General features: G+C 64.8%; 25 protein-coding genes and 2 tRNA genes. 16 read left to right on the top strand and 11 right to left on the bottom strand.

Annotated elements, in window-relative coordinates; translation table 11 throughout:
* Positions 1 to 40: 40 nt before the first annotated feature.
* Genes FCT00_RS16980 through FCT00_RS16965 form a run of 4 tightly spaced genes read right to left on the bottom strand, consistent with a single transcriptional unit; the run spans position 41 to position 3,132 of the window.
* The gene (locus FCT00_RS16980) at positions 41 to 460 is read right to left on the bottom strand and encodes a DUF934 domain-containing protein (RefSeq protein ID WP_008329148.1); all 420 of its coding nucleotides are present in this window, start codon (positions 458 to 460) and stop codon (positions 41 to 43) included.
* Positions 457 to 1,182, bottom strand: a complete 726-nt coding sequence (locus FCT00_RS16975) for a phosphoadenylyl-sulfate reductase (protein ID WP_138423971.1) — start codon at positions 1,180 to 1,182, stop codon at positions 457 to 459. The genes FCT00_RS16980 and FCT00_RS16975 overlap by 4 nt, the downstream gene beginning before the upstream one ends.
* On the bottom strand, positions 1,172 to 2,833 hold the full coding sequence (locus FCT00_RS16970) for a nitrite/sulfite reductase (protein ID WP_138423970.1): 1,662 nt from the start codon (positions 2,831 to 2,833) through the stop codon (positions 1,172 to 1,174). Before FCT00_RS16970 ends, FCT00_RS16975 begins: the two co-directional genes overlap by 11 nt.
* A complete protein-coding gene (locus tag FCT00_RS16965; RefSeq protein WP_008329143.1) occupies positions 2,833 to 3,132 on the bottom strand; it encodes a DUF2849 domain-containing protein in 300 nt (99 codons plus the stop codon). The genes FCT00_RS16970 and FCT00_RS16965 overlap by 1 nt, the downstream gene beginning before the upstream one ends.
* Positions 3,133 to 3,280: 148 nt before the next feature.
* Between FCT00_RS16965 and FCT00_RS16960 the strand changes: the two genes are divergently transcribed.
* A complete protein-coding gene (locus tag FCT00_RS16960) occupies positions 3,281 to 3,745 on the top strand; it encodes an Lrp/AsnC family transcriptional regulator (protein WP_008329141.1) in 465 nt (154 codons plus the stop codon).
* Positions 3,746 to 3,772: 27 nt separating this feature from the next.
* On the opposite strand, the gene FCT00_RS16955 is transcribed toward FCT00_RS16960, so the two are convergent.
* Complete coding sequence (locus FCT00_RS16955) at positions 3,773 to 4,288, bottom strand: Hint domain-containing protein (RefSeq protein WP_138423969.1); 516 nt, start codon at positions 4,286 to 4,288, stop codon at positions 3,773 to 3,775.
* Positions 4,289 to 4,424: 136 nt separating this feature from the next.
* On the opposite strand from FCT00_RS16955, the gene FCT00_RS16950 reads away from it, so the two are divergent.
* From FCT00_RS16950 to FCT00_RS16935, 4 genes are all read left to right on the top strand, one after another.
* Positions 4,425 to 4,509 (top strand) — tRNA-Leu (locus tag FCT00_RS16950).
* A 238-nt stretch (positions 4,510 to 4,747) separates the two neighbouring features.
* The gene (locus tag FCT00_RS16945) at positions 4,748 to 5,335 is read left to right on the top strand and encodes a hypothetical protein (protein WP_138423968.1); all 588 of its coding nucleotides are present in this window, start codon (positions 4,748 to 4,750) and stop codon (positions 5,333 to 5,335) included.
* A 181-nt stretch (positions 5,336 to 5,516) separates the two neighbouring features.
* Entirely contained in the window at positions 5,517 to 6,848 is a 1,332-nt protein-coding gene (gene tig, locus FCT00_RS16940; RefSeq protein WP_138423967.1) for a trigger factor, read from the top strand.
* 84 nt (positions 6,849 to 6,932) lie between these two features.
* Positions 6,933 to 7,349: a DUF1330 domain-containing protein gene (locus tag FCT00_RS16935; RefSeq protein ID WP_008329134.1), complete on the top strand. Its 417-nt coding sequence runs from the start codon at positions 6,933 to 6,935 to the stop codon at positions 7,347 to 7,349.
* A gap of 153 nt (positions 7,350 to 7,502) precedes the next feature.
* Here FCT00_RS16935 and FCT00_RS16930 read toward each other — a convergent pair whose 3' ends face one another.
* Positions 7,503 to 8,558, bottom strand: coding sequence for a methyltetrahydrofolate cobalamin methyltransferase (locus FCT00_RS16930; RefSeq protein ID WP_138423966.1), 1,056 nt, complete (start codon positions 8,556 to 8,558; stop codon positions 7,503 to 7,505).
* The gene (locus tag FCT00_RS16925; protein WP_008329132.1) at positions 8,555 to 8,881 is read right to left on the bottom strand and encodes a virulence factor; all 327 of its coding nucleotides are present in this window, start codon (positions 8,879 to 8,881) and stop codon (positions 8,555 to 8,557) included. Before FCT00_RS16925 ends, FCT00_RS16930 begins: the two co-directional genes overlap by 4 nt.
* Positions 8,882 to 9,088: 207 nt before the next feature.
* On the opposite strand from FCT00_RS16925, the gene FCT00_RS16920 reads away from it, so the two are divergent.
* The 4 genes from FCT00_RS16920 to FCT00_RS16905 all read left to right on the top strand — a co-directional run bounded on the left by FCT00_RS16920 (position 9,089) and on the right by FCT00_RS16905 (position 12,990).
* On the top strand, positions 9,089 to 10,201 hold the full coding sequence (locus tag FCT00_RS16920) for a Ppx/GppA phosphatase family protein (RefSeq protein WP_008329130.1): 1,113 nt from the start codon (positions 9,089 to 9,091) through the stop codon (positions 10,199 to 10,201).
* Position 10,202: 1 nt separating this feature from the next.
* Entirely contained in the window at positions 10,203 to 10,919 is a 717-nt protein-coding gene (locus tag FCT00_RS16915) for an RlmE family RNA methyltransferase (protein WP_138423965.1), read from the top strand.
* A gap of 30 nt (positions 10,920 to 10,949) precedes the next feature.
* The gene (locus tag FCT00_RS16910; protein WP_138423964.1) at positions 10,950 to 11,294 is read left to right on the top strand and encodes a hypothetical protein; all 345 of its coding nucleotides are present in this window, start codon (positions 10,950 to 10,952) and stop codon (positions 11,292 to 11,294) included.
* A 190-nt stretch (positions 11,295 to 11,484) separates the two neighbouring features.
* Complete coding sequence (locus FCT00_RS16905) at positions 11,485 to 12,990, top strand: cytochrome-c peroxidase (RefSeq protein WP_138423963.1); 1,506 nt, start codon at positions 11,485 to 11,487, stop codon at positions 12,988 to 12,990.
* 84 nt (positions 12,991 to 13,074) lie between these two features.
* On the opposite strand, the gene msrB is transcribed toward FCT00_RS16905, so the two are convergent.
* Positions 13,075 to 13,515 carry a peptide-methionine (R)-S-oxide reductase MsrB gene (gene msrB, locus FCT00_RS16900; RefSeq protein ID WP_040884406.1) on the bottom strand — a complete coding sequence of 147 codons (441 nt, stop codon included), beginning with the start codon at positions 13,513 to 13,515 and terminating at the stop codon, positions 13,075 to 13,077.
* Positions 13,516 to 13,638: 123 nt separating this feature from the next.
* Positions 13,639 to 13,728: transfer RNA gene (locus FCT00_RS16895), tRNA-Ser, on the bottom strand.
* Between the two features lie 176 nt (positions 13,729 to 13,904).
* Here FCT00_RS16895 and FCT00_RS16890 point away from each other — a divergent pair.
* Positions 13,905 to 14,735, top strand: a complete 831-nt coding sequence (locus FCT00_RS16890) for a hypothetical protein (RefSeq protein ID WP_138423962.1) — start codon at positions 13,905 to 13,907, stop codon at positions 14,733 to 14,735.
* A gap of 6 nt (positions 14,736 to 14,741) precedes the next feature.
* Here the strand turns inward: FCT00_RS16890 and FCT00_RS16885 are convergent, their stop codons facing one another.
* Both FCT00_RS16885 and FCT00_RS16880 read right to left on the bottom strand, forming a co-directional pair.
* A complete protein-coding gene (locus tag FCT00_RS16885) occupies positions 14,742 to 16,313 on the bottom strand; it encodes an acyl-CoA synthetase (protein ID WP_138423961.1) in 1,572 nt (523 codons plus the stop codon).
* A gap of 22 nt (positions 16,314 to 16,335) precedes the next feature.
* On the bottom strand, positions 16,336 to 17,433 hold the full coding sequence (locus FCT00_RS16880) for a glycosyltransferase family 2 protein (RefSeq protein ID WP_138423960.1): 1,098 nt from the start codon (positions 17,431 to 17,433) through the stop codon (positions 16,336 to 16,338).
* A gap of 292 nt (positions 17,434 to 17,725) precedes the next feature.
* On the opposite strand from FCT00_RS16880, the gene FCT00_RS16875 reads away from it, so the two are divergent.
* From FCT00_RS16875 to proB, 6 genes are all read left to right on the top strand, one after another.
* Positions 17,726 to 18,352 carry a 50S ribosomal protein L21 gene (locus tag FCT00_RS16875; RefSeq protein WP_008329098.1) on the top strand — a complete coding sequence of 209 codons (627 nt, stop codon included), beginning with the start codon at positions 17,726 to 17,728 and terminating at the stop codon, positions 18,350 to 18,352.
* 12 nt (positions 18,353 to 18,364) lie between these two features.
* Complete coding sequence (rpmA, locus tag FCT00_RS16870) at positions 18,365 to 18,634, top strand: 50S ribosomal protein L27 (RefSeq protein WP_008329093.1); 270 nt, start codon at positions 18,365 to 18,367, stop codon at positions 18,632 to 18,634.
* 174 nt (positions 18,635 to 18,808) lie between these two features.
* Entirely contained in the window at positions 18,809 to 19,366 is a 558-nt protein-coding gene (locus FCT00_RS16865) for a GNAT family N-acetyltransferase (RefSeq protein WP_008329091.1), read from the top strand.
* Positions 19,367 to 19,370: 4 nt separating this feature from the next.
* Positions 19,371 to 19,880: a GNAT family N-acetyltransferase gene (locus tag FCT00_RS16860; protein WP_171043028.1), complete on the top strand. Its 510-nt coding sequence runs from the start codon at positions 19,371 to 19,373 to the stop codon at positions 19,878 to 19,880.
* Between the two features lie 63 nt (positions 19,881 to 19,943).
* A complete protein-coding gene (obgE, locus tag FCT00_RS16855; protein WP_138423958.1) occupies positions 19,944 to 20,990 on the top strand; it encodes a GTPase ObgE in 1,047 nt (348 codons plus the stop codon).
* The gene (gene proB / locus FCT00_RS16850; protein ID WP_138423957.1) at positions 20,978 to 22,090 is read left to right on the top strand and encodes a glutamate 5-kinase; all 1,113 of its coding nucleotides are present in this window, start codon (positions 20,978 to 20,980) and stop codon (positions 22,088 to 22,090) included. Before obgE ends, proB begins: the two co-directional genes overlap by 13 nt.
* Positions 22,091 to 22,291: the final 201 nt, after the last annotated feature.

Genomic DNA, 22,291 nt, shown 5'->3' with positions numbered 1-22,291 from the left:
CGTCCTCTCGTCAGGCTATACAGGAGGTTCGGCTGCGCTTCTACCCGCGCAGCCGCGACTGATGGTCATAGGCTTGCCAGTCGGCCCGAAAGAGCCACTGGCCCTCGGGCTGGCGTTCGGCAAGCTCGTCCGTGATCTCGACTTCGTCGAAGCCCGCCCGGCGCGCCATCGCATACTGGTCGGCGATCAGGCCCGCGCCCGCCCGCAGCCGCCCGGTGTAGCCCATGAGGCGCAGCGACTTGGCGGTGGTGAAGCCGCGACCGTCGGCGAAGGAGCCGAACGAGATGCGGATCGCGCGGGCGTTCAGCAACAGGTCGCGATGGGCGTTCAGGTCGTCGGAGGGCGACAGGTCGATGCCGCAATCGTCACAGCCCGCGCCGGCCGAAATCCCTTCGAGCGCGACGAAGCCGCCGGTGAAATCGTCCTGGCCGAAGCCCTTGTCGGTTACGATCCGAGTCATCCGCGCACCGCCTTTCCGTCGATAAAGTGAATTCCGCATTCTTCCTTGTCCGAACCGCGCCAGCGGCCCGCGCGCGGGTCTTCGCCCGGCTTGGTGGCCGAGGTGCAGGGCGCGCAGCCGACCGACTGGAACCCCTTGGCCGTCAGCGGGTGGTTCGGCAGGCCGTGCGCCTTCATGTAGTCGCGCAATTCCTGCCCCGACCAATGGGCCAGCGGGTTGAACTTGAGCCGGTCGCCCTCGACCTCGGCAAGGTCGAGCTGCGCGCGCTGCCCGCCGTGGGCACGTTTGCGGCCCGTGATCCAGCCGTCGAAGGGCGTCAGCGCCCGTTCCAGCGGCAGAACCTTGCGGATGTCGCAGCAGGCATCGGTGTTGCCGATGTGCAGGCGGTTGAACGGATCTTTCGCCGCCAGATCCTCGGGCGCCGGGCGCACGATCTGCACGTTCGTCAGGCCGAGGATCAGCGCCACGTCCTTCTGGTAGTCGAGCGTTTCGGGAAACAGCATCCCGGTTTCCAGAAACAGCACCGGCGCGGTCTGGTCGACACGGCTCACCATGTCGAGCAGCACGATGGATTCGGTGCCGAAGGACGACACCAGCGCGACATGGCCGTTTTCGGTCAGCGCGGCTTCGACGACGCCTTGCGCGTCCATCGGGTCGAACCTGTCATTGATCCGGCGGGCCAGATCGTGACGGTCGGGAAAGGCCAAGGCTTCAAGCGGCATCTCGGTTCCCCTCTTCTTCATAGAGCGCGGCCTTGAACGGCTCGGAGCCTGTCCGCGCGATGGTGTCCCTGAACCGCTCGCCTTCGGCCCTGAGTTCGAGATAGGCGAGGATCAGGCGCTCGATCGCGTCGGTCACCTCGTCATAGCCGAAGCCCGGCCCGGTCTTGTCGCCGATCTTCAGGTCGGCCCCGGCGTCGCCACCGAGCGTGATCTGGTAGTTTTCGACGCCGGCCCGGTCGAGACCGAGGATACCGATGTCGCCCAGGTGGTGATGGCCACAGGCGTTGATGCAGCCCGAAATCTTGATCGCCATTTCGCCGACCTCGACTTCGTATTCTTCCAGCCGTTCGGCGATCTGCTGGGCAATCGGGATCGAGCGCGCCGTGGCCAGCGCGCAGTAGTCCATACCGGGGCAGGCGATAATGTCGGATGCCAGCCCGACGTTCGCGGTGGCGAGCCCGGCGGCCTTGAGTTCGGCGTGGAGCGCGGGCAGGTCGGCCTTGGCGACATGCGGCAGGACGAGGTTCTGTTCCTGCGTCACGCGGATTTCGTTGTTGCCGAACTTGCGGGCCAGAGCCGCGACGAGGCGCATCTGATCCGCGCTCGCATCCCCCGGCACGCCGCCGTGCGGCTTGAGCGAGATCATCGCGATCGCGTGGTCGTCCTGAAAATGCGGGCGCAGGTTGATATCGCTCCACGACCGGAACACCGGGTCGGCGGCGCGGGCGGCCTCATAGGCGTCGGTGTCGCGTGCGGGCAGGGCGGGCGGCTCGAACGCTACCTGAAGCTCGGCCAGCAGGTCCTGATCGGCGCCCTTGAATTCGGGCCGGATGCGGGCGAACGCCTCGTCCACCAGCGCCGAGAAGTCCTCGAGCCCCATTTCGTTGACGGTGATCTTGATGCGCGCCTTGTATTTGTTGTCGCGCCGCCCGGCGAGGTTGTAGACGCTCAGAACTGCTTCGAGATACGGCAGCAGATCGGCCTGCGGCAGGAAATCCCGGATGACCTTGCCGACGACGGGCGTGCGGCCAAGGCCGCCACCGACGATGATCTGATAGCCGACCTCACCGTCGCGTTCGACGATGCGAACGGCCAGATCGTGCGCCTTGGTCACGGCGCGGTCGTTCGGGCTACCGGTCACGGCGATTTTGAATTTGCGGCCAAGGAACTGGTATTCCGGGTGGTCGGTCGACCAGATGCGGATCAGCTCGGCCACCGGGCGCGGGTCCATCAGCTCGTCGGCATGGGCACCCGCCAGCGGATCGGCGGTCACGTTGCGGATCGTGTTGCCCGAGGTCTGGATCGCGTGCAGGTTCACGTCGGCCAGACGGGCGAGCATGTCCGGCACATCCGGCAGCTTGGGCCAGTTGTACTGAATGTTCTGGCGCGTGGTGAAGTGGCCATAGCCCCGGTCCCACCGCTCGGAAATCTCGGCCAGCACGTCCAACTGATCGGCGTTCAGCGTGCCATAGGGGATGGCCACGCGCAGCATGTAGGCGTGCAGTTGCAGGTAAAGGCCGTTCATCAGGCGCAGCGGGCGGAACTCGTCCTCGGTCAGCGAGCCGTCGATGCGGCGCTGAACCTGCGCGCGAAACTCCTCGACGCGGCGGTCGAGGTAGGTGCGGGTCGGGTTGCTTTGTGCGTCGAGCATCAGGCGATCCCCCAGGACTTGCGGGCCGGGGCCGAGGGGCCAGCGGCGCGGAAGCTTTCGCGGAAGTGATTGGGCACCGGGCCGTTGTCCGAGTTGTCGGCGGGCGCGAGGTAGGGGCCCACGGCGATCTCGGGCTGGCTTTCGGCGAGCGACAGGCGTTCGGCCGCGCGCTCTTCGTCGGTGATGAATTCGGCTCCCGACATGGTCGAGACCCACTTGCCGTCCGCGGCAAGGTAGATGACGGCGCCCGACAGAAGGTCGTTCGCGCTGACAATTCCGGGCTGGAAACGTTTGGCCATGTTATGCCTCGTCGTATCTTGGCTTTCGCTTATGCAGAATATAGGACATTGTCCCAATTCCGGGCCAGTAGGGCGGGCGAATAAGAACATTCGTTCCAAGTCCGAAGTCAGTCGGGATGATTGGCCCATGAAACGGGAGCATGGCAGAATGACGTTACGGCTGGATGACATCGACCGGAAAATTCTCAGCGAACTACAGGCGGATGCGAGCCAGTCTCTGGACGTGATCGCGGGCAAAGTCGGCTCGTCCAAGACCCCGGTCTGGAACCGGATTCGCAAGATGCGCGAGGCAGGGGTGATCGGTGCGCAGACCGTCATCGTGGACGCCGAAAAACTGGGGTTCGAGGCCTGTTTCTTCGTGCTGATCCGCACCTCCGAGCACGAGGCGCACTGGCAGGAAAAATTCCTCGCCACGCTCAAGGCGCGGCCCGAGGTGATGGAGGCGCATCGCCTCGCCGGTGAGATCGACTACATCCTGAAGGTCCGGGTCCGAAACGCACGGGCCTATGACGAGTTCTATCAGGCGCTGATTTCCGAGGTGAAGATCTTCAACGTCACCGCGCTTCTGTCGATGGAAGAGATCAAGTTCACCACCGAACTGCCGTTGACGTGACCGTGCCCGTCATTGGGCCGGCGAAGGTCAGCCCTTTGACACGGTTACCTTTTTCGGCGTCTTGACGGATGTGACCACCATGCCGCCCGCGATCTGCATAAGATGCGTGCCGCCCTCGAGCGTCAGTTGAAACAACCGCATCGGCGCAGCGCCGGTCAAATGGGTGAAATAGGCCCCGTCGGCCATCTTGCGCGCCTCGACCAGAACGGCGGGTTTGCCGAACATCGCCTGCGCACGCCAGTCGCGGATCAGCACCTTCTGGCGCGCCGAAATGACCAGATCGCGCCCGTCGCCGACCTCGTCGAGGACCGATGGCCGGATGCGGACGAGGTCGCCCATCGGAACGGTCCTGACGGCGATGTCGGTGAGGTCGATCAGGCCCGCGTCGCGCGTCACGATGCGGTCTCCGGGGGTCAGGAACTCGACGGGAATGGCCCCGTCCGCCGTCATCACGTTGGTGCCGAGGCCAAGGCCCGAACGGCATAGGGGAAGGGTGACGCGAAGGGGCTGTCCCTGCGCGACCCGAGACATGATCTGGGTCATGGTTTACCTGCTCAATTTTGCCTGTTTGTTTTCCCTCACCCTAACCAAACAAAGGGTTAAGCGCCAAGAAAATTTGTCGAAAAGGCGGCAATCGCCTCTCGCCAGCGCGAATGCGTGATGCTAAATCCACGCCCGTGCGGGTGTGGCGGAACTGGTAGACGCACCAGATTTAGGTTCTGGCGCCGCGAGGCGTGGGGGTTCGAGTCCCTTCACCCGCACCACTCAATTCTCATGCAAAGCAATGCGCCGGACCGCGCCCTCCGGCACTTGCCGTTCGTTCCAGCCCTGTGAAGACCTGCGTGAAAAATCGGCGGTCGTTCGCTGCGCGGCGCTGTCGGATGCGGCGGGAAAGTTCCGACCGCGCCGACAGGGCGAAATCGACAGGAACCCAAACCGCTCCCCCCTCATTGGCCCCTCACCAAAGGCGCAGCGATGCGCCCGAAGCAAAGGAGAAATCCAATGACCAACTCGAAAAAATCCATCACCCTCGCAGCCCTGCTCGCGGGCACCGTCGCGACCGGGGCACTGGCCCAGGGCGTCAGCGCGGATGTCGGCGGCGGCGTCTCGGCCGATGTCGGCGGCGGCAACGGGTCGATCTCGGCCATTGCGGGCGGCAACGGCTCGGTCACTGCCGGCGATGCGTGGGGCAAGAGCGGCGTCGCGGGCGAGGTGACCGGCAATGCCGACGTGGTGGCCCAAGGTGGCGACGACATGGAGGCACCGGGCAAGTCGGGCGACTGGAACTACGGTCGCATCGTGTCCTCGATCCAGACCGGCGCCAACGCCGACGTGAACTTCGAAGACATCGGCGAAGACGCCACGATCGACGTGATGGCCCTGTCCGAAATTCAGGGCAACGCCTCGGGCAACGCGCAGGCGCTCGACAATGCGATGGCGTCGATGGAGGGCGACTGGAGCGCCGACATCGAAGCCAATGAAAAGCTTTCGGCGGCCCTCGAAGAAAGCGGCTATGAGGCCGAGAATGTCATCGGCATCTTTGCCAAGGCCGACGGCAGCTACGACGTGCTGGTCGACGATCGCGGCTGACGCCCTGTCGCATCGTGACCCATGGGGCCCTCGCCATTGGCGGGGGCCTTTTTGCGTGTCACGGGTCCGGTGCCGAATTCGCGGGCAAACCGCTTGCACACCCCGCATCGCGCAAATAGAAGGGCGTGAAAATTTCCGGGGGCGCGTGCGCGCGCCCTGTTTGCCTATGAAGGAACCGAAGATGAGCGTTACCGAGACCCTGAACGAAGGCCTCAAGCGCGGCTACAAGATCGTGGTGCCTGCCTCCGATCTGGACGCGAAGGTCAACGAAAAGCTTGCCGAAGCGCAGCCCGAAGTGGAAATGAAGGGCTTCCGCAAGGGCAAGGTGCCGATGGCGCTTCTGAAAAAGAACTTCGGCCAGCGCCTGATGGGCGAGGCGATGCAGGAAGCCGTCGACGGTGCGATGAATGCGCATTTCGAGGAAACCGGCCACCGCCCGGCGATGCAGCCCGAGGTCAAGATGACCAACGAGGACTGGAAAGAAGGCGACGACGTCGAGGTCGAAATGACCTATGAGGCGCTTCCCGACATCCCCGACGTCGACCTGAGCGACATCAAGCTCGAGCGTCTGGTGGTCAAGGCCTCGGACGACGAGGTGAACGACGCGCTGAAGAACCTCGCCGAAAACGCGCAGAACTTCGAAGACCGCAAGAAAGGCTCGAAAGCCAAGGACGGCGATCAGGTCGTGCTCGACTTCGTCGGCAAGATCGACGGCGAAGCCTTCGACGGCGGTTCGGCCGAAGATTTCCCGCTGGTGCTCGGCTCCGGCCAGTTCATCCCGGGCTTCGAAGAGCAGCTCGTCGGCGTCAAGGCCGGTGAAGAGAAAGACGTGACCGTCTCCTTCCCCGAAGAATACGGCGCGGAAAACCTTGCGGGCAAGGAAGCCGTGTTCTCCTGCACGATCAAGGAAGTGAAAGAGCCGAAACCGGCCGAGATCGACGACGACCTCGCCCAGAAATACGGTGCCGAGAACCTCGAAGCTCTGAAAACGCAGGTCACCGAGCGTCTCGAAGCCGAATACGCCGGTGCGGCTCGTCAGGTGATGAAGCGCAGCCTGCTCGACGCGCTCGACGGCAAAGTGTCGTTCGATCTGCCCCCGTCGCTCGTCGAGGCCGAGGCCAAGCAGATCGCGCATCAGCTGTGGCACGAGGAAAACCCCGACGTGCACGGCCACGACCACCCCGAGATCGAGGTGAGCGACGACGCCCAGAAACTGGCCGAACGCCGCGTGCGCCTTGGCCTGGTGCTGGCCGACATCGGTCAGAAGGCCGAAGTTCAGGTGACGGATGCCGAGTTCACCCAGGCCGTGATGAACCAGGCGCGTCAGTATCCGGGGCAGGAGCGTCAGTTCTTCGACTTCGTGCAGCAGAACCCGCAGATGCGCCAGCAGATTCAGGCGCCGCTGTTCGAGGACAAGGTCGTCGACCACATCGCGGAAAAAGCCGAGGTGACCGAGAAAGAGGTCTCCAAGGAAGAGCTCGAAAAAGCGGTCGAGGAACTCGACAACGAATGAGCGCAGCGTGACGTTGCGTGACGGGCCGCCCTTCGGGGCGGCCTTTTTCGTTCCCGGTGTTACGGTCGGAGAAGGGAGGATGCCATGACCGATTACACTGGCTTCGAAGGCGACGCCTTCGCTGAGTTCCGAGGGATCGACCGCGACGGGCCGATCCACATGCTGAACCTCGTCAAGATGAAAGAGATCGCCACCTACGACGATGGGCGCACCTCGACGGGGTTCGAGGCCTACGAGGCCTACGGGCGCGAAAGCGGGCCGATTTTCAAACGTGTCGGGGGACGGATCGTCTGGTCGGGGAAGATGGAATTCATGCTGATCGGGCCGCAGGACGAGCAGTGGGATTTCTGCTTCGTGGCCGAATACCCCTCGGTCGACGCATTCGTCGAAATGATAAAAGACCCGGCCTATCGTGAGGCGATGAAACACCGGCAGGCGGGGGTGAAGACCTCACGCCTGATCCGCATGGCACCGGGCGAGGCGGGCGAACACTTCGGCTGAAACCGCCCGAAAAGAACGCGCGTGGTCCCGTTCTTCTTCGTTTCATAAATACTTCGGGGTGTTTGAGGGGCAGCGCCCCTCATTCCGCCTGAAATCTCCCGAGATTTCAGGCTCCCCAAGCGCGCGCCCTTGGGCGCGCACCGCTGGGTCACATCAGCCGCGCCGACGATTGCGGCCGCCGCGACGGCCCCCGGCGGCCCCGCCCGCGCCCTGGTTGGCGGAGTTGAAGCGGATCCACTCCGCGCCATGCGGGTCGTTGTCGAGCAGCATGTTCGCCGCGCGGATCGCTTCCATCTCCTTGCCGGGCCTGTACTGGGTCGAGCCCATGCCGAAGAGCGTCACGAAGGTTTCGTCGTCCATGCCGTCGGGCAGGATGATCCCGGCGGCTTCCACTTCGGCCTTCTTCTCGGCGATCTTCGCCTGCGGGACGGGCAGGGCGAGCGGGTTCATGATCGCCGAAGTCATGCCCGCCGCCGCCGCCATCGGCAGGAAGGCGTTGTTGATGCCATGGCGGTTCGGCAGGCCGAACGAGATGTTCGACGCGCCGCAGGTGGTGTTCACGCCGAGCTCGTCGCGCAGGCGGCGCACCAGCGTAAAGACCTGCTTGCCTGCGGTCGCCATCGCGCCGATGGGCATGACCAGCGGATCGACGACGATGTCGTGCGCGGGGATGCCGTAGTCGGCGGCGCGTTCCACGATCTTCTTCGCCACGGCGAAGCGCACGTCGGGGTCTTCGGAAATCCCGGTGTCGTCGTTCGAAATCGCCACCACCGGCACGTTGTATTTCGCGATCAGCGGCAGGACGAAATCCATGCGCTCTTCCTCGCCCGTGACCGAGTTCACCAGCGGGCGGCCCTTGGTCACCTTCAGCCCGGCTTCGAGTGCGGCGGGCACGGACGAGTCGATGCAGAGCGGCACGTCCACCAGACCCTGCACGAGTTCGAGGATCGCCGTCATCAGCGGCGGCTCGGTCTCGTTCGGGTTGGGGTTGGAGTTGTAGACGACGCCCGCGTTCACATCGAGCACGGTGGCCCCGCAGGCGACCTGCGCCACGGCATCGCGTTCCACGGTCGAATAATCGCCCGCCTCAAGCTCGGCGGCGAGCTTCTTGCGGCCCGTCGGGTTGATGCGTTCGCCGATCACGCAGAACGGCTCGTCGAAGCCGATGGTGACGGTCTTGGTCGCGCTTTCGAGAACGGTGCGTGTCATGGTCTGTCCCTGTCTTGTCCGGCCTCTGGGGCGCGGCCTGCGTTTGAAATCAAGGTCTTGAGGCGGTCCTGGTCGTACGCGGCGTCGAGTCTCGCGGCCTCGGCCTCCGCGACGGCCCGGTCGTCGCCATCGACCGAATAGGGTGCGGCACGGCGCCATTCGCCAAGGTAGTCGTCGGTTCCGGCAAGGCCCGCGCCCATCGCGGCCCGGTCGATCGCCTGTTCGAAGCGTTCGGGCAACGGCACCTTCGCGGCCTTGCGACCGCGGCCGACGATGACCTGCGCGGGAATGTCGCGCCAGTAGACGATTGTGACCTCGGCCATGTGCCCTCCGTTTCCAACCCGCTTAGACCGACGGGGGACGGGCTGCGGGCCAGTTTGCGACATATCCCCGCGTGATAGCGGCCCGCATCGGCATGTTCGCAGAGCGCCTGTGCGGTTTCACATAAGCATCTTCGCATATTAGGGCGCTTGCCAGCGCACCGCCCCCGCACTACCTTTAAGGTAACTCGATATGGAGGGCGTGTAGTTATGGCGCCCAAGCGTCCCGATGGTGCGGGCGCGTTCCCGAAAGCGGTCGAGCAGCCCGCGCCGGTCAAGCCGGATCCAGATAGCCTGTATGCGGCTCTGGACCTCGGCACCAACAGTTGTCGTATGCTGATTGCCCAGCCCAAGGGGAACCAGTTTCACGTCGTGGACAGTTTCTCGAAATCTGTCCAGCTCGGTCAAGGGCTTGGCGGCTCCGGGCGGCTGTCGCGCGCGTCGATGGCCCGGACCGTTCAGGCGTTGAAGATCTGTCAGCGCAAACTCCAGAAGCACGAAGTCAGCCACATGCGGCTGATCGCCACCGAGGCGTGCCGACGGGCGACGAACTCGCGCGATTTCATGCGGTTCGTGCAGCGCGAGACCGGACTGAAGCTGGAAATCATCCGGCCCGAGGAAGAGGCGCGGCTTGCCGTGATCTCCTGCGCGCCGCTGGTCGGGCGCAAGACCGAACAGCTTCTGGTGGTCGATATCGGCGGCGGCTCGACCGAGCTTGTCTGGCTCGACCTCTCCAAGATCGCGCCGAAGGACCGGCAGAAGTCGATCATGCGGCTTCACGCCGGGTTCAAGGGCGATCCGGGGCCATTTCCGCTCGCCCGAGTGGTCGACTGGATCTCGGTCCCGCTGGGCGTGGCGACGCTGCGTGAGCAGTTCGACGACGTGGACGACGACGCCGCGCGGTTCGCGTTGATGAGCTGGTATTTCGAAGAGCAACTGGGCGAATTCAGCCCGTTCCACAAGGAACAGGCCCGCGAAGGGTTCCAGATCATCGGCACCTCCGGCACGGTCACGACGGTCGCCGCGACCCATCTGGGCCTCCGGCGCTATGACCGCAACAAGGTCGACGGGCTGCGCATGACTTCGGACCAGATCGACAAGGTCATTCGCGGCTACCTCGCCGCCGGGCCGGAAGGGCGCCGTCGCGACCCGCGTATCGGCAAGGACCGTCAGGCGCTCATCATGTCCGGGGCCGCGATCCTTCAGGCGCTGTTGCGGATCTGGCCCACCGACCGCCTGTCCGTGGCCGACCGGGGGTTGCGCGAGGGGCTGCTCTACGCGCAGATGTCGCGCGACGGCGTGCTGGAAGACGGACCCTACTGAGATGACCAAACCACCGGGAAAGAAGAACGCCTCCGGCCGGGGGCAGCGTGACCTTCGCGTGAAGGTCAAGTCGGCGCGTGGGCGCAAGCTGAGTTCGACCCGGTGGCTCGAACGGCAATTGAACGACCCTTACGTGAAACGCGCCCGCGACGAGGGGTATCGGGGCCGGGCGGCCTTCAAGATCCTCGAAATCGACGAGAAGTTCCGCTTTCTCGTCCCCGGCGCGCGCGTCGTCGATCTGGGCTGCGCGCCCGGCGGCTGGCTTCAGGTCGCCGTCGAACGGGTGAACGCGCTTGGCGAGAAGAAGGGCAAGAAGGTCGGCACTGTTCTGGGCGTCGACTTGCAGGAGGTCGAGCCGGTGGCGGGGGCCGAGGCCTATCAACTCGATTTCATGGAGGACGATGCGGACGAGAAGGTGAAGGAATGGCTTGGCGGCAAGGCCGACGTGGTCATGTCCGACATGGCCGCCGCGTCTTCGGGCCACAAGCAGACCGACCACCTGCGCATCATCGCGCTGTGCGAGACCGCCGCCTATTTCGCCTTCGATGTGCTGGAAGAGGGCGGCACATTCGTCGCCAAGGTTCTAGCGGGCGGGGCCGAGGGCGATCTTCAGAAGCTGCTCAAGCAGAAGTTCACCAAGGTCGTGAACATCAAGCCGCCCGCGTCACGGTCGGATTCCTCGGAAAAATTCGTGGTGGCGACGGGGTTCCGCGGTTAACCTTTCCTCACTTGTTTGAGGAGAGTTCCATTGAAGCCTTTCATCCTGTGTTCCGCATTCGCTTTGGCGGGCAATGCGGCCTCTGCCGATCTGTTGAAATTCACCTGCGAGCCGGAGTTCGGCGACGTCTATCAAGAGGTCTTTCTCGACACTGACGCGCCGGAAACGGTGACGCTCAAGCTGCGCGGCGGCTACGACATGACCGAGGATGAGCGCACCCATGTCATGAAGCGCGGGGTGCGTGGCTATCAGTATTTCGATGGCACTTACGGGTTCGACGTCGATGACATTCTGAATGCGCTGGTCTGGACCCACGAATACCCGGACGAAGCGACGACCTGTGCGACGCCCGAGGATGTCGCCGCGATCGAGTGACGGGTGAGTCGCGAAATACCTGGGCCGGGCAACTGTCCGGCTCTTCGAAACAATCCCGCAATTCGCCTGGTTACCTTGTCGCAACGCGCGACAAAGTAACGGCAAATACCTGAAATGTTTGAGTGATCTCGGAAACGTGAGGTAGGCTTGAGGCAAGGAATTTGCTCAAGACACATTGCGAGGGGATCGGATGAAACAGGGGTATCTTGTGGGGCTCATGTGCCTCGTCGCGGGGGCGTCGCTGGCGGCGCCCGACAATCTGCCGGACCCGGCGACGGCGGATATGTTCCCGAAGATCGACATTCAGCAGGCCATGCTGGGCCAGTCGCTGTTCTTCGATCCCATCCTCGCGGGCAACAAGAACATCGCCTGTTCGACCTGCCACCACCCGACGCTGGGCACATCGGACGGCATGTCGCTGTCCATCGGCGAGGGGGGCGTGGGTCTTGGCCCCGACCGGCGGCTGGGCGAGGGCGAGCATGTCTATGCCCGCATCCCGCGCAACGCCCCGGCGCTGTGGAACCGGGGATCGACCCTGTTTCACACCATGTTCCATGACGGGCGCCTTCAGACCGATGCCGAGCGTCCGCAGGGGGTGCTGATGCCCGCCGCCCGCGACCTCGAACGGCCGGTCCTGAACCCGCTGGCCGCGCAGGCGCTGCTCCCGATCACCTCGGCCGACGAGATGGCGGGCCAGCATGACGAGAACGAGACCGCCGCGCTTGTCGAGAAGATGACCTTCATGGGCGAGTCCGGCGCGTGGTCGACCATCGCCGCCAAGGTCGAGGGTGTCCCGGCCTATCGCGCGGCCTTCGACTGGATCATCGGGCCGGACGAGCCGGTGCACATCACCGACATCGCCAATGCGCTGGCCAGCTTCATGACGTTCGAGTTCCGCTCGACCGACAGCCCGTTCGACCGCTACCTGCGGGGCGAGGAAGACCAGCTTTCGGACCTCGCGATGGAGGGGATGGAGTTGTTTTACGGTGACGCGGGCTGTTCCGGCTGCCACGCGGGCACGTTCCAGACCGACAACAGCTTTCACGCCATCGGGATGCCCCAGATCGGGCCGGGCAAGGCCCATGTGGCCGACCGGATCTACGCCGACATCGGGCGCATGTCGGTGACGCAGGACCCGAATGATGCCTACAAGTTCCGCACGCCGTCCCTGCGCAACGTGACCCTGACCGCGCCATACGGTCATGCGGGCGCCTATGCGACGCTGGAGGCGGTGATCCGCCACCACATGAACCCGAGGGACAGCCTCATGGCCTATACCATCGATCAGGCGGTGCTGCATGACGTGGACACCGATCATCTGGACACCGAGGCGCTGGACGACCCGGAGGAAATGGCACGCATCGCGGCGGCCATCGAATTCGACGGGGTGGATGTGACCGAGGAGCAAATTCCGGCGCTCATCGCTTTTCTAGAGGCACTGGAAGACCCGATTGCGCTGACCGGGCGTCTTGGGGTTCCCGCCAGCGTGCTGTCGGGCCTCGCCATGGATCAGGTGCTGCCGCCGGGGCTGGTCGAAGCCCCTGCCGCGCCGCAACCGATGACACCCAACCGTGCCCGCATCATCCGGGCCGCCAATCCGGTGCCCGCCGTCGGCCCGGTGCGCCGCCCGGATATCACACCTGCCGAACTGGTGCGGGTGGACCGGGAAATCACCGCGCAACTGCTGGGGCGCTAAGGCCCTCGGCGGTCGTCGGAATTGTCGGCGGTTCGGGGCCGACCCCGAGCCGCCGGTGTGCGCTGACCCCGGCGCGGAACGGGGTCACTCCACCTGATCGGTGTAGGCGCCGTAACCCTCGGCCTCCATATCCTCGAAAGGGATGAAACGCAGGGCGGCGGAGTTGATGCAGTAGCGCAGCCCGCCACGGTCGGGGGGACCGTCGGGGAACACGTGGCCCAGATGGCTGTCGCCGTGGGTCGAGCGCACTTCGGTCCGGATCATTCCGTGCGTGCGGTCCTGCAATTCGTTGATATGGGCGGGTTCGATCGGCTTGGTGAAGCTCGGCCAACCGCAGCCGGAATCGTACTTGTCGGACGAGGCGAACAGCGGCTCTCCCGACACGATGTCGACATAGATGCCGCGCGCCTTGTTATCGAGGTATTTGCCCGTGCCCGGACGCTCGGTCCCCGATTGCTGGGTCACGTAGAACGACATTTCGTCCAGCGCGGATACGGCGTCGGGGTTCTTTTCGTATTGTGCCATCTTGTCCTCCGTCTTTGGGGTCAACATGGCGCGGACGCAGGAAAAATCCAGCCCCGATCGGGTCACGTGATCGTCACGTGGGTCGGCAAAGTCCAGGAAAGCGCGCTTCGCACATCGGCGAAGTGGCGGAGAGACAGGGATTCGAACCCTGGGTGGGCTTGCACCCACAACGGTTTTCGAGACCGCCCCGTTCGACCACTCCGGCACCTCTCCGCGGGGGTCTGTGGCGGGCGATGTAGTGTAAGGCGCGGATGGGCGCAACCCATATCTTCACGAAAATTCGGGCGGGGCCCCGCCCATCCCCGCCATGTCACGGGACCGTTTCTTGAGCCATGGCGCGCGGGTGCTTAGGGTATGGAGCGTTGCCAGCAAGGAAAGGACAGCAAAGCATGACCTTCCAACGTGTTATGACCGGGGCCGCCGTGGCCGTGGCCGCCATCTGTTTCGGGGCCGCGCTCGTGGCCGCAGACCGCGAAACCTCGCGCGAATTTCTTGAAGTCACGGGATTCGATGTCGCCATCACCTCGATGCAGGAGGGGGCGATGAACGGCCCCGGCATCGCGGGGGCGGACCCGGACGCTTTCGGAAGCGAATGGGTGCGCCTGTCGGAACAGGTGTTCGACCCCGACGCGATGATCGAGGACACGCTCGACATGATGGAAGCGATCATGCCGCAGGAGCTGGTGGATCACGGCATGGACTTTTACGGTTCCGAGCTGGGTCAGCGGCTGGTCGAGGCCGAGAACGCGGGCCATGGCGTGTCGAACGAACGCCAGATGGCCGAGGGCGAGATGATCGTCACGCGGCTGGCCGATGAAAACCCCGACCGGATCGAGGAATACCGCAAGATGTCCGCCGCGATTGGCGGTGTCGAACAATCGACCCGCGCGATCATCGAAATTCAGGTGCGCTACATGATGGCGGCGATGGCCGCCGGTGCCTCGGACATCCAGTATTCCGAGGCCGAGTTGCGCGAAATCCTGAGCCAGCAGAGCGATCAGCTTGCCAACGCGATTTCCACCAGCGGCGTCTTCGGGTCGGCCTACGTCTATCAGTCGTTCTCGGACGAGGAGGTCGTGGCCTACCGCAAAGCCCTCGAAGACCCCCAGATGCAGCAGGTCTACGAAATCCTGAACGGCATCCAGTATGAGATCATGGGCGACCGCTATGAAACGCTGGCCGCCCGGTTGGCCGATCTGTCGCCGCAGACCGACATCTGATCCCGATCAGCCGTATAGCGCCTCGTGCGTGTCGCGCAGGGTCCGTTTCAGGATCTTGCCCGCCGTGTTGCGCGGCAGTTCGGAAGCGAAAAGCACCCGTTTCGGGAGCTTGAACGGCGCGAGGTTGTCTTTCGCAAAGGCGATCAGGTCGTCTTCGCTCGCCTCGGCACCCTCACGCAGGACGACGACGGCCGTGACGGCTTCGACCCATTTTGGATGGGGCAGGGCGATCACGGCGACTTCGCTGACGGCGGGGTGGGTGAACAGAACCTCTTCCACCTCGCGGCTCGCGACCATCGTTCCGCCGGTCTTGATGATGTCCTTGGTGCGGTCGACGACGGTGATGTAGCCCGCCTCGTCCATCACGCCGACATCCCCGGAATGGAACCAGCCGCCCGCGAACGCCTCCTCGGTGGCCTCGGCCTTGTCCCAGTAGCCTGACAGAAGCTGGGGCGAGCGATGCACGATCTCGCCCTGTTCGCCGGGGGCGACGTCGTTCATATCCTCGTCCACCAGCCGCGTTTCCACGTTGTAGATCGGGCGGCCCGCGGAGGCCGGTCGTTTTTCGTGTTCGTGCGGATAGAGCACGGTGGCGAGCGGCCCGATTTCCGACTGCCCGTAACAGTTGAAGGGCCGCGCGCCCGGCAGGCGTTCGCGCAGTTCCTGAAGCACCGGCACCGGCATGATCGACGCGCCGTAGTAGACGTATTCGAGGCTCGTCAGATCGCGCGCGTCGAAGGCCGGACTGCGTAGGAGGCTGATCCAGACCGTCGGCGGCGCGAAGAACGACGTGATGCCATGCGTCTCGATGAGTTCGAGGCACAGGTCGGGCAGGGGCGCCTCGATCAGCCACGTGGTCGCCCCGACGAGGAACTGGGGCACCGTGAACACATGCATCTGTGCGGAATGGTAAAGCGGCAGGCCGGCAAGGGCGCGGTCCTTCGCGGACAGCTCCAGCTCGACGATGCAGCTTGTGTATTCGGCCAGCAGGGCGCGGTGGCTCATCATCGCACCCTTGGGCGCGGCGGTCGTGCCGGAGGTGTAAAGCAGCTGGACCAGATCCTCGGCGTCGATCCCTTCGCCCAGATCGCCGGGCACGGACTGCGCGTCGTCCTGCGCCATCGTCAGCGCGTCCAGTCCGTCACCGGAATGGGTGGTGCCGACCAGTTTCAGCGGCTCCATCCCGGCCAGAACCGGGTCGGCCATGTCCTGAAGCGCCGGATCGACGAACAGGGCGTCGGCACCGCAGTTGTCGAGGATATACGCCAGTTCGCGCCCGACCAGAGCGTAATTGATCGGCACATGGATGAACCCTGCGCGGGCGCAGGCGAGGTAGAGCAGAAGGTAGGCGTCGGAATTGCGTCCATAGGCCGCCACCCGGTCACCGGGCACGAGGCCCGCCTCGAGAAGCCGCGCGGCGATCCGTCCCGCGCCATCGTAGAGCCCGGTGAAGGTCCATGTCCGGTCCGCGAAATGGAGCGCGGTGCGATCGCCGTAACGGCGCGCGGCACGGGTCAGCGCGTCGGCGATGGTGTTGCGCCCGGCGCGGGCGATGTTTCGGTCGGTCGTCGTGCTCATCCTGTTCTCCTCAATGTGCGCCCTACGGCTCGAACCGCCGCGCGATGTCGGCGCTCAGAAACGGGCCGCCGGATGCATTCTGTGCGGCGATGATCTCTTTCACCATGTCGCGGTTGATCTCGCTCTCCGGCAGGTCGAGAAGTCGGCTCAGGTGAATGTCGTCAAGCCACATGACCTCGGCCCCCTTGCGGCGGGCCAGAAAGAACAGGATCGCCATGTTCGTCACCCGGTCGGCGATCACGTCGGACACTTCGGACGGATTGGGGCCGGTGCGCACCAGCGTCTCGGTGCCGTCGGGGGCGACCACATGATCGAAGGGCTGCATCGGTCGGCTCGCGTCCCAGGCGGGCATCTGTTCGATCAGCAGACGATTGCGCCGGATCGTGAACCGGGGCCACGACATGTAAAGCGCGCGCGTCGATTGATTTTCGGGCGGCGGCACGCGCGTCGTGTCGTCGTGGGGCAGGTGGTAGACCGTCTCGGGGATCAGGTCGATCCGCTTCACCCGCGCCCGCATCAGCCGGTTGTAGAAATCGTCGTCCTCCCATCCGTAGCCGATGGTGTATTCGTTCTGCCCCCCGATCCTTGCGATGTCGGCACGGTGAAACAGCACCGTGCCGTTGATGTGGACCTGGCTTTGCTCGACGATCTGGTAGTTCCCGGCGACGAAGCTGTTCTTGGGGAGCCTGTTGCGCGTGAAGAAGTCGGGCTTCAGCACGATATCCCCGTCGATCCGCAGGATCTTGTCGTAACGCGCAAGCCGCATGGCAGTGTTGAAGGCACGCGGCCCATGCCACACCTCGTCCTGCACGGCCCGCACGACGCGCAGGCGGGGGTCCGAGATGCCCTTGGCCTCCAGCACGTCGCGCAGGGGCTCGTCGCAATCCCAGTCGACGATGACGATCTCGTCGATCTCCGGCCGGTCGATCCATGTCCTGAGCGCGGGGAGCATGTTTTCGGTGCGGTTCTTGTTGGCGGTGACCAGGCTGATGCCCGGCACCTCGGGAATGTCGAAGCCGCCGAGCGGGCCGGAAACGGGGGCCGGGGCCGGGCGGCGCGGTCTGAGCGGGGCGGCGAGCGAACCGACGCGCTGGGTCAGGGAATTCAAGAACTTGGGCATGGAATCCGGTCAATGGGTCTGAAACGATTCGACGATCCCCGTGAGCCTTTCGCGAAGCGGTTGGGGGGTCAATGTCCGGCGGGCCGGTGGCTGGCCGTGGTTGCCATTGTTTTCCTTGACTTGGGGTCCGAATGCCCCGATATACGCGGCTCTGGCGCACGGGGGATTCCCGCGGGCCGGAATGCTATATGAAACAACGCCCCTAGCAGGGCGCGCTGTTCGAGGCCGGGGGATGCCCCCGCGAACGCCGGATCGCCGGGGCCACAGAACGCGGGAGAAAAAGGAAGACCCCATGTTTGCAGTCGTTAAGACTGGCGGCAAGCAGTACAAGGTTCAGACCGGCGACGTCGTCCGTGTCGAGAAACTTGCAGCCGAAGCCGGTGAAAAGATCCAGTTCAACGAAGTTCTGATGGTCGGCACGACCCTTGGCACGCCCCTCGTGGAAGGTGCCGGTGTGCAGGCCGAAGTGATCGACCAGATCAAGGGCGAGAAGCTCATCCACTTCGTCAAGCGCCGCCGCAAGCACAGCTCGCAGCGCACCAAAGGCCACCGTCAGCAGCTGACCCTGCTCCGCATCACCGACATTCTCGAATCGGGCGCGGACAAGTCGGGCATCAAAGCCGCCATCGGCGCAGGCTCGGCCCCGTCGGCCCCGGCCGCTGCCAAGCCCGCCAAGAAAGCGGCCCCCAAGGCCGAAGCCAAAGCCGCCCCGAAAGCGGAAGCCAAGACCGAAGCCCCGGCCGCTGGTGGGTCCGACGACCTGACCGCGATCAACGGGATCGGCCCGGCGATGCAGAAGAAACTGAACGAAGCCGGTGTGAATACCTACGCCGAGCTCGCGAAAGTCGACATCGAAACCTTTGACGCGGTCAACGTGAAGCCCGAATGGGTTGCCGAAGCCGCCGATCTGGCGAAGTAAGGAGAGAGCGATATGGCACATAAAAAAGCTGGTGGTAGCTCCCGCAACGGCCGCGACTCAGCCGGTCGCCGCCTTGGCGTCAAGAAATACGGCGGCGAAGCCGTGATTCCGGGCAACATCCTCGTCCGTCAGCGCGGCACCAAAGTGTGGCCGGGCGAAGGCGTGGGCATGGGCCGCGATCACACCATCTTCGCGACCGCCGAAGGCCGCGTGACCTTTGCGAAGGGCCTCAAGGGCCGCACCTTCGTATCGGTCCTCCCGGCAGCGGAGGCCGCAGAATAAGCCGATACCCGGCACAGTAAGACAAGGGGGATCGGCTAGAAACCGGTCCCCCTTCGTCGTTTTAGGCGTGACGGAGAGGAGGCCGGATCGCCAAGAAGTGTTTACCGAACGGCCTTGGGGTGCAGGATTGCGCCCCCATATCGGGCCGGTGAACGCTTTCGAGGAGGAGAGCGTATGAAAGTCGAGACAGTCATGGATCAGGATCAGGTTCTGATCGAAACCGAACGGTTCGTTCTGCGCCCGCCGAAGGCATCGGACGTGGGGATGCTCGCGCATTACTCCGGTGATCGGCGCGTGGCCGAAGAGACGCGGTCGATCCCGCATCCTCTGGCCCCCGGCACCACGGACGCCTTCGTCAAACGCGCGATGACTGCGGACCGTCTGGAAGACGTCTGGGTGATGGACGGCTCGTCCGTCGAGGGCGGCGACCGGGGCCATGAGGTTCTGGGCGTCATCAGCCTGACCCGGATGGACCGCAACCAAAGCCAGCTTGGATACTGGGTCGCGCCGCCGTTCTGGAACACCGGGCTTGCCTCGGAAGCCGTGCAGGCGTTGGTCGCCGCGAATCCCTTGGGCAACGACACGCTCTTTGCCGAGGTGTTTCAGGACAACCCGGCGAGCGCCCGGGTGCTGACCAACGCGGGCTTCGCCTATGTCGGCGACAGCGAGGCGTTCTCGGTCGCGCGCGATGCCAACGTCCCGACCTGGACCTATAGCCGAAAGATGCGCTGACGCCATGACACAAGGGCAGGGCGCAGGCGACGTGATCGTCACGCCCCGCCTGCGGATCACACGACAGACCCCGGATGACGCCTGTGCGCTTCATGCCATCATGTCCGACTGGGACGTGGTGCGCATGACCGGAACGTGGCCGCACCCCGTGTCGCTCGACTTCGTGCGCGACCGGATCGCAACGCGGATGGACGAGGCGGCGTTCTTCGGCATCATTCGCGATGGCGACCTGCCCGTCGGCACGGGCCAGTTCGCGAACGGCGAAATCGGTTACCTGCTGGCAAAGACGCATTGGCGCCGGGGACTGGGCACCGAGGTGGCGCGGGCCCTGGTCGGTTACGGCTTCGACGCCGGGGATCACCCGGACATTCGCGCGCGGGTCTGGGCCGATAATCCGGCCTCGTCCCGCATCCTCACCAAGCTCGGGTTTCACGAGGTCGAGCGCACGCTGGACGAGAACCGGGCGCGTCAGACCCGGCTCGTCACCATCCACTATCGCCTCGCGCGCCCCTAACCGGCCCTTGAGCCACGCCCCGTTTCCCTCTATCGCAGGGGCCAACAGAAAGGCCTGAAACCCATGAAATTCCTCGATCTCGCCAAGGTCTATATCCGTTCGGGCAGCGGCGGGAACGGGTGCGTGTCGTTCCGGCGCGAGAAATACATCGAATTCGGCGGCCCGGACGGCGGTGACGGCGGGCGCGGCGGCGACGTGGTGATCGAGGTGGTCGAGGGTTTGAACACCCTGATCGACTTTCGCTACCAGCAGCACTTCTTCGCCAAGAACGGCCAGCCCGGCATGGGCAACCAGCGCACCGGGAAATCGGGCGACGACATCGTCCTGCGTGTCCCTGTCGGGACCGAAGTGCTGGACGAGGACGAAGAGACCGTCATCGCCGACATGACCGAGGTGGGCGAGCGTCTGGTGATCGCCAAGGGCGGCAACGGCGGCTTCGGCAACCTGCACTTCAAGACCGCGACCAATCAGGCGCCGCGCCGGGCGAACTCGGGCCAGCCGGGGATCGAACGGGTGATCTGGCTGCGGCTCAAGCTGATCGCGGACGTGGGCCTTCTGGGCCTGCCGAACGCGGGCAAATCCACGTTCCTTGCGGCCACGTCCAACGCGCGGCCCAAGATCGCGGATTATCCGTTTACCACGCTGGTGCCGAACCTTGGCGTCGTGGGTGTGGACAACGTGGAATTCGTGGTGGCCGACATTCCCGGCCTGATCGAAGGCGCGCACGAAGGGCGGGGGCTGGGCGATACCTTCCTTGGCCACGTCGAACGCTGCGCGGTGCTTTTGCACCTGATCGACGGGACCGCCGAGGACGTGGTCACGGATTACGAGACCATCGTGGGCGAGTTGGAGGCGTATGGCGGCATCCTCGCCCATAAGCCGCGCATCACGGTCCTGAACAAGATCGACGCGCTGCTGGACGAGGAGCGCGAGGAAAAACGCGCGGCGCTGGAAGAGGCGTCGGGCGGCACGGTCTATGAGATGTCCGGCGTGGCCAAGGATGGCGTGACGCAGGTTCTGCGCGCCTTGAAGGCCGAGATCGGGGCGGACCGCTATCGTCAGAAGGCCGCCGAGGGCGGGGACGAGGAGAACGAGCCTTGGCAACCCTGAGCCTTGGGGCGGCGCGGCGGCTGGTCGTCAAGATCGGCTCTGCGCTTCTGGTCGACAGCACGTCCGGCGCGTTGAAATCCGACTGGCTCATCGGGCTGGCGGAGGACGTGGCGCGGCTGAAGGCACGCGGGATGGACGTGGTGCTGGTTTCATCCGGGTCCATCGCGCTGGGGCGCGGCGTTCTGGGCCTGCCCGCAGGCGGTCTGGCGCTGGAACAGTCGCAGGCCGCCGCTGCCGTGGGCCAGATCCGGCTGGCCCGCGCCTATGAAGAGGTGCTGGCGCCCAAGGGCATCACAACCGCGCAGGTGCTGGTGACGCTGGAGGACAGCGCGGATCGGCGGCGCTATCTGAACTCCCGCGCGACGCTGGAACAGCTTCTGAGTTTCGGTGTGGTGCCGATCGTGAACGAGAACGACACGGTCGCGACCGACGAAATCCGCTACGGCGACAACGACCGGCTGGCCGCGCAGGTCGCCGTGACCATCGGCGCGGACCTGACGGTGCTTTTGTCGGACGTGGACGGGTTCTATTCCGGCAACCCCAAGACCGACCCAGAGGCGCGGCATTATCCCACGGTCGACGAGATCACGCCGGAATTGATGGCGATGGCGGGCGATGCCGGGACGGGCCTGTCGAAAGGCGGGATGAAGACCAAGCTGCTTGCGGCCCAGACGGCGATGGCGGCGGGCTGTTCGCTCATCATCACCGAAGGCAGCACGGTCCAGCCGCTTTCGGCGCTGGAGGACGGTGCGCAGGCGACCGTGTTCGTTGCGCGTGAAGACCCGAGTGCGGCGCGCAAGCACTGGATCGGGTCGATGAAGCCCAAAGGCACGGTCATGCTCGATGCGGGCGCTGTGGCGGCGCTTGGCAAAGGCAAGTCGCTGCTGCCAGCCGGGGTGACGCTGGTCACGGGCCGGTTCGGACGCGGCGATCCGGTGGAAATCGTCGGACCGGGCGGGGCGCATATCGGGGCCGGTCTCAGCCGCTACACCTCGGACGAGGCCAAGTTGCTCGCCGGCAAGCGGTCGGACCAGATCGAGGCGACACTCGGCTATCCGGGGCGCGCGGCCTTGATCCACCGGGACGATATGGCGCTCTGATTTTTCGTGCTTCGGTCGGGGTTACAGGCCCCTTTTTAACACTTTCGGATGAAAGGCGGCGCGCAAGGCGTTGATTTCAAATCATTGCTGTCCGTGCGAGATACTAGAATCCTAGGATTCTGGTATCCGGCCTCGCGCCATTCCAACACCCCGCCGCACGATCATGTTTTGACCCACGCCCCGCTTGCGCCTATGTAAGCT

Source organism: Maritimibacter alexandrii (genome assembly GCF_005871115.1).
Classification (GTDB): Bacteria; Pseudomonadota; Alphaproteobacteria; order Rhodobacterales; family Rhodobacteraceae; genus Maritimibacter; species Maritimibacter alkaliphilus.
The sequence above is the reverse complement of the archived record's forward strand: the minus strand, read 5'-3'. Positions and strand labels throughout refer to the sequence as shown.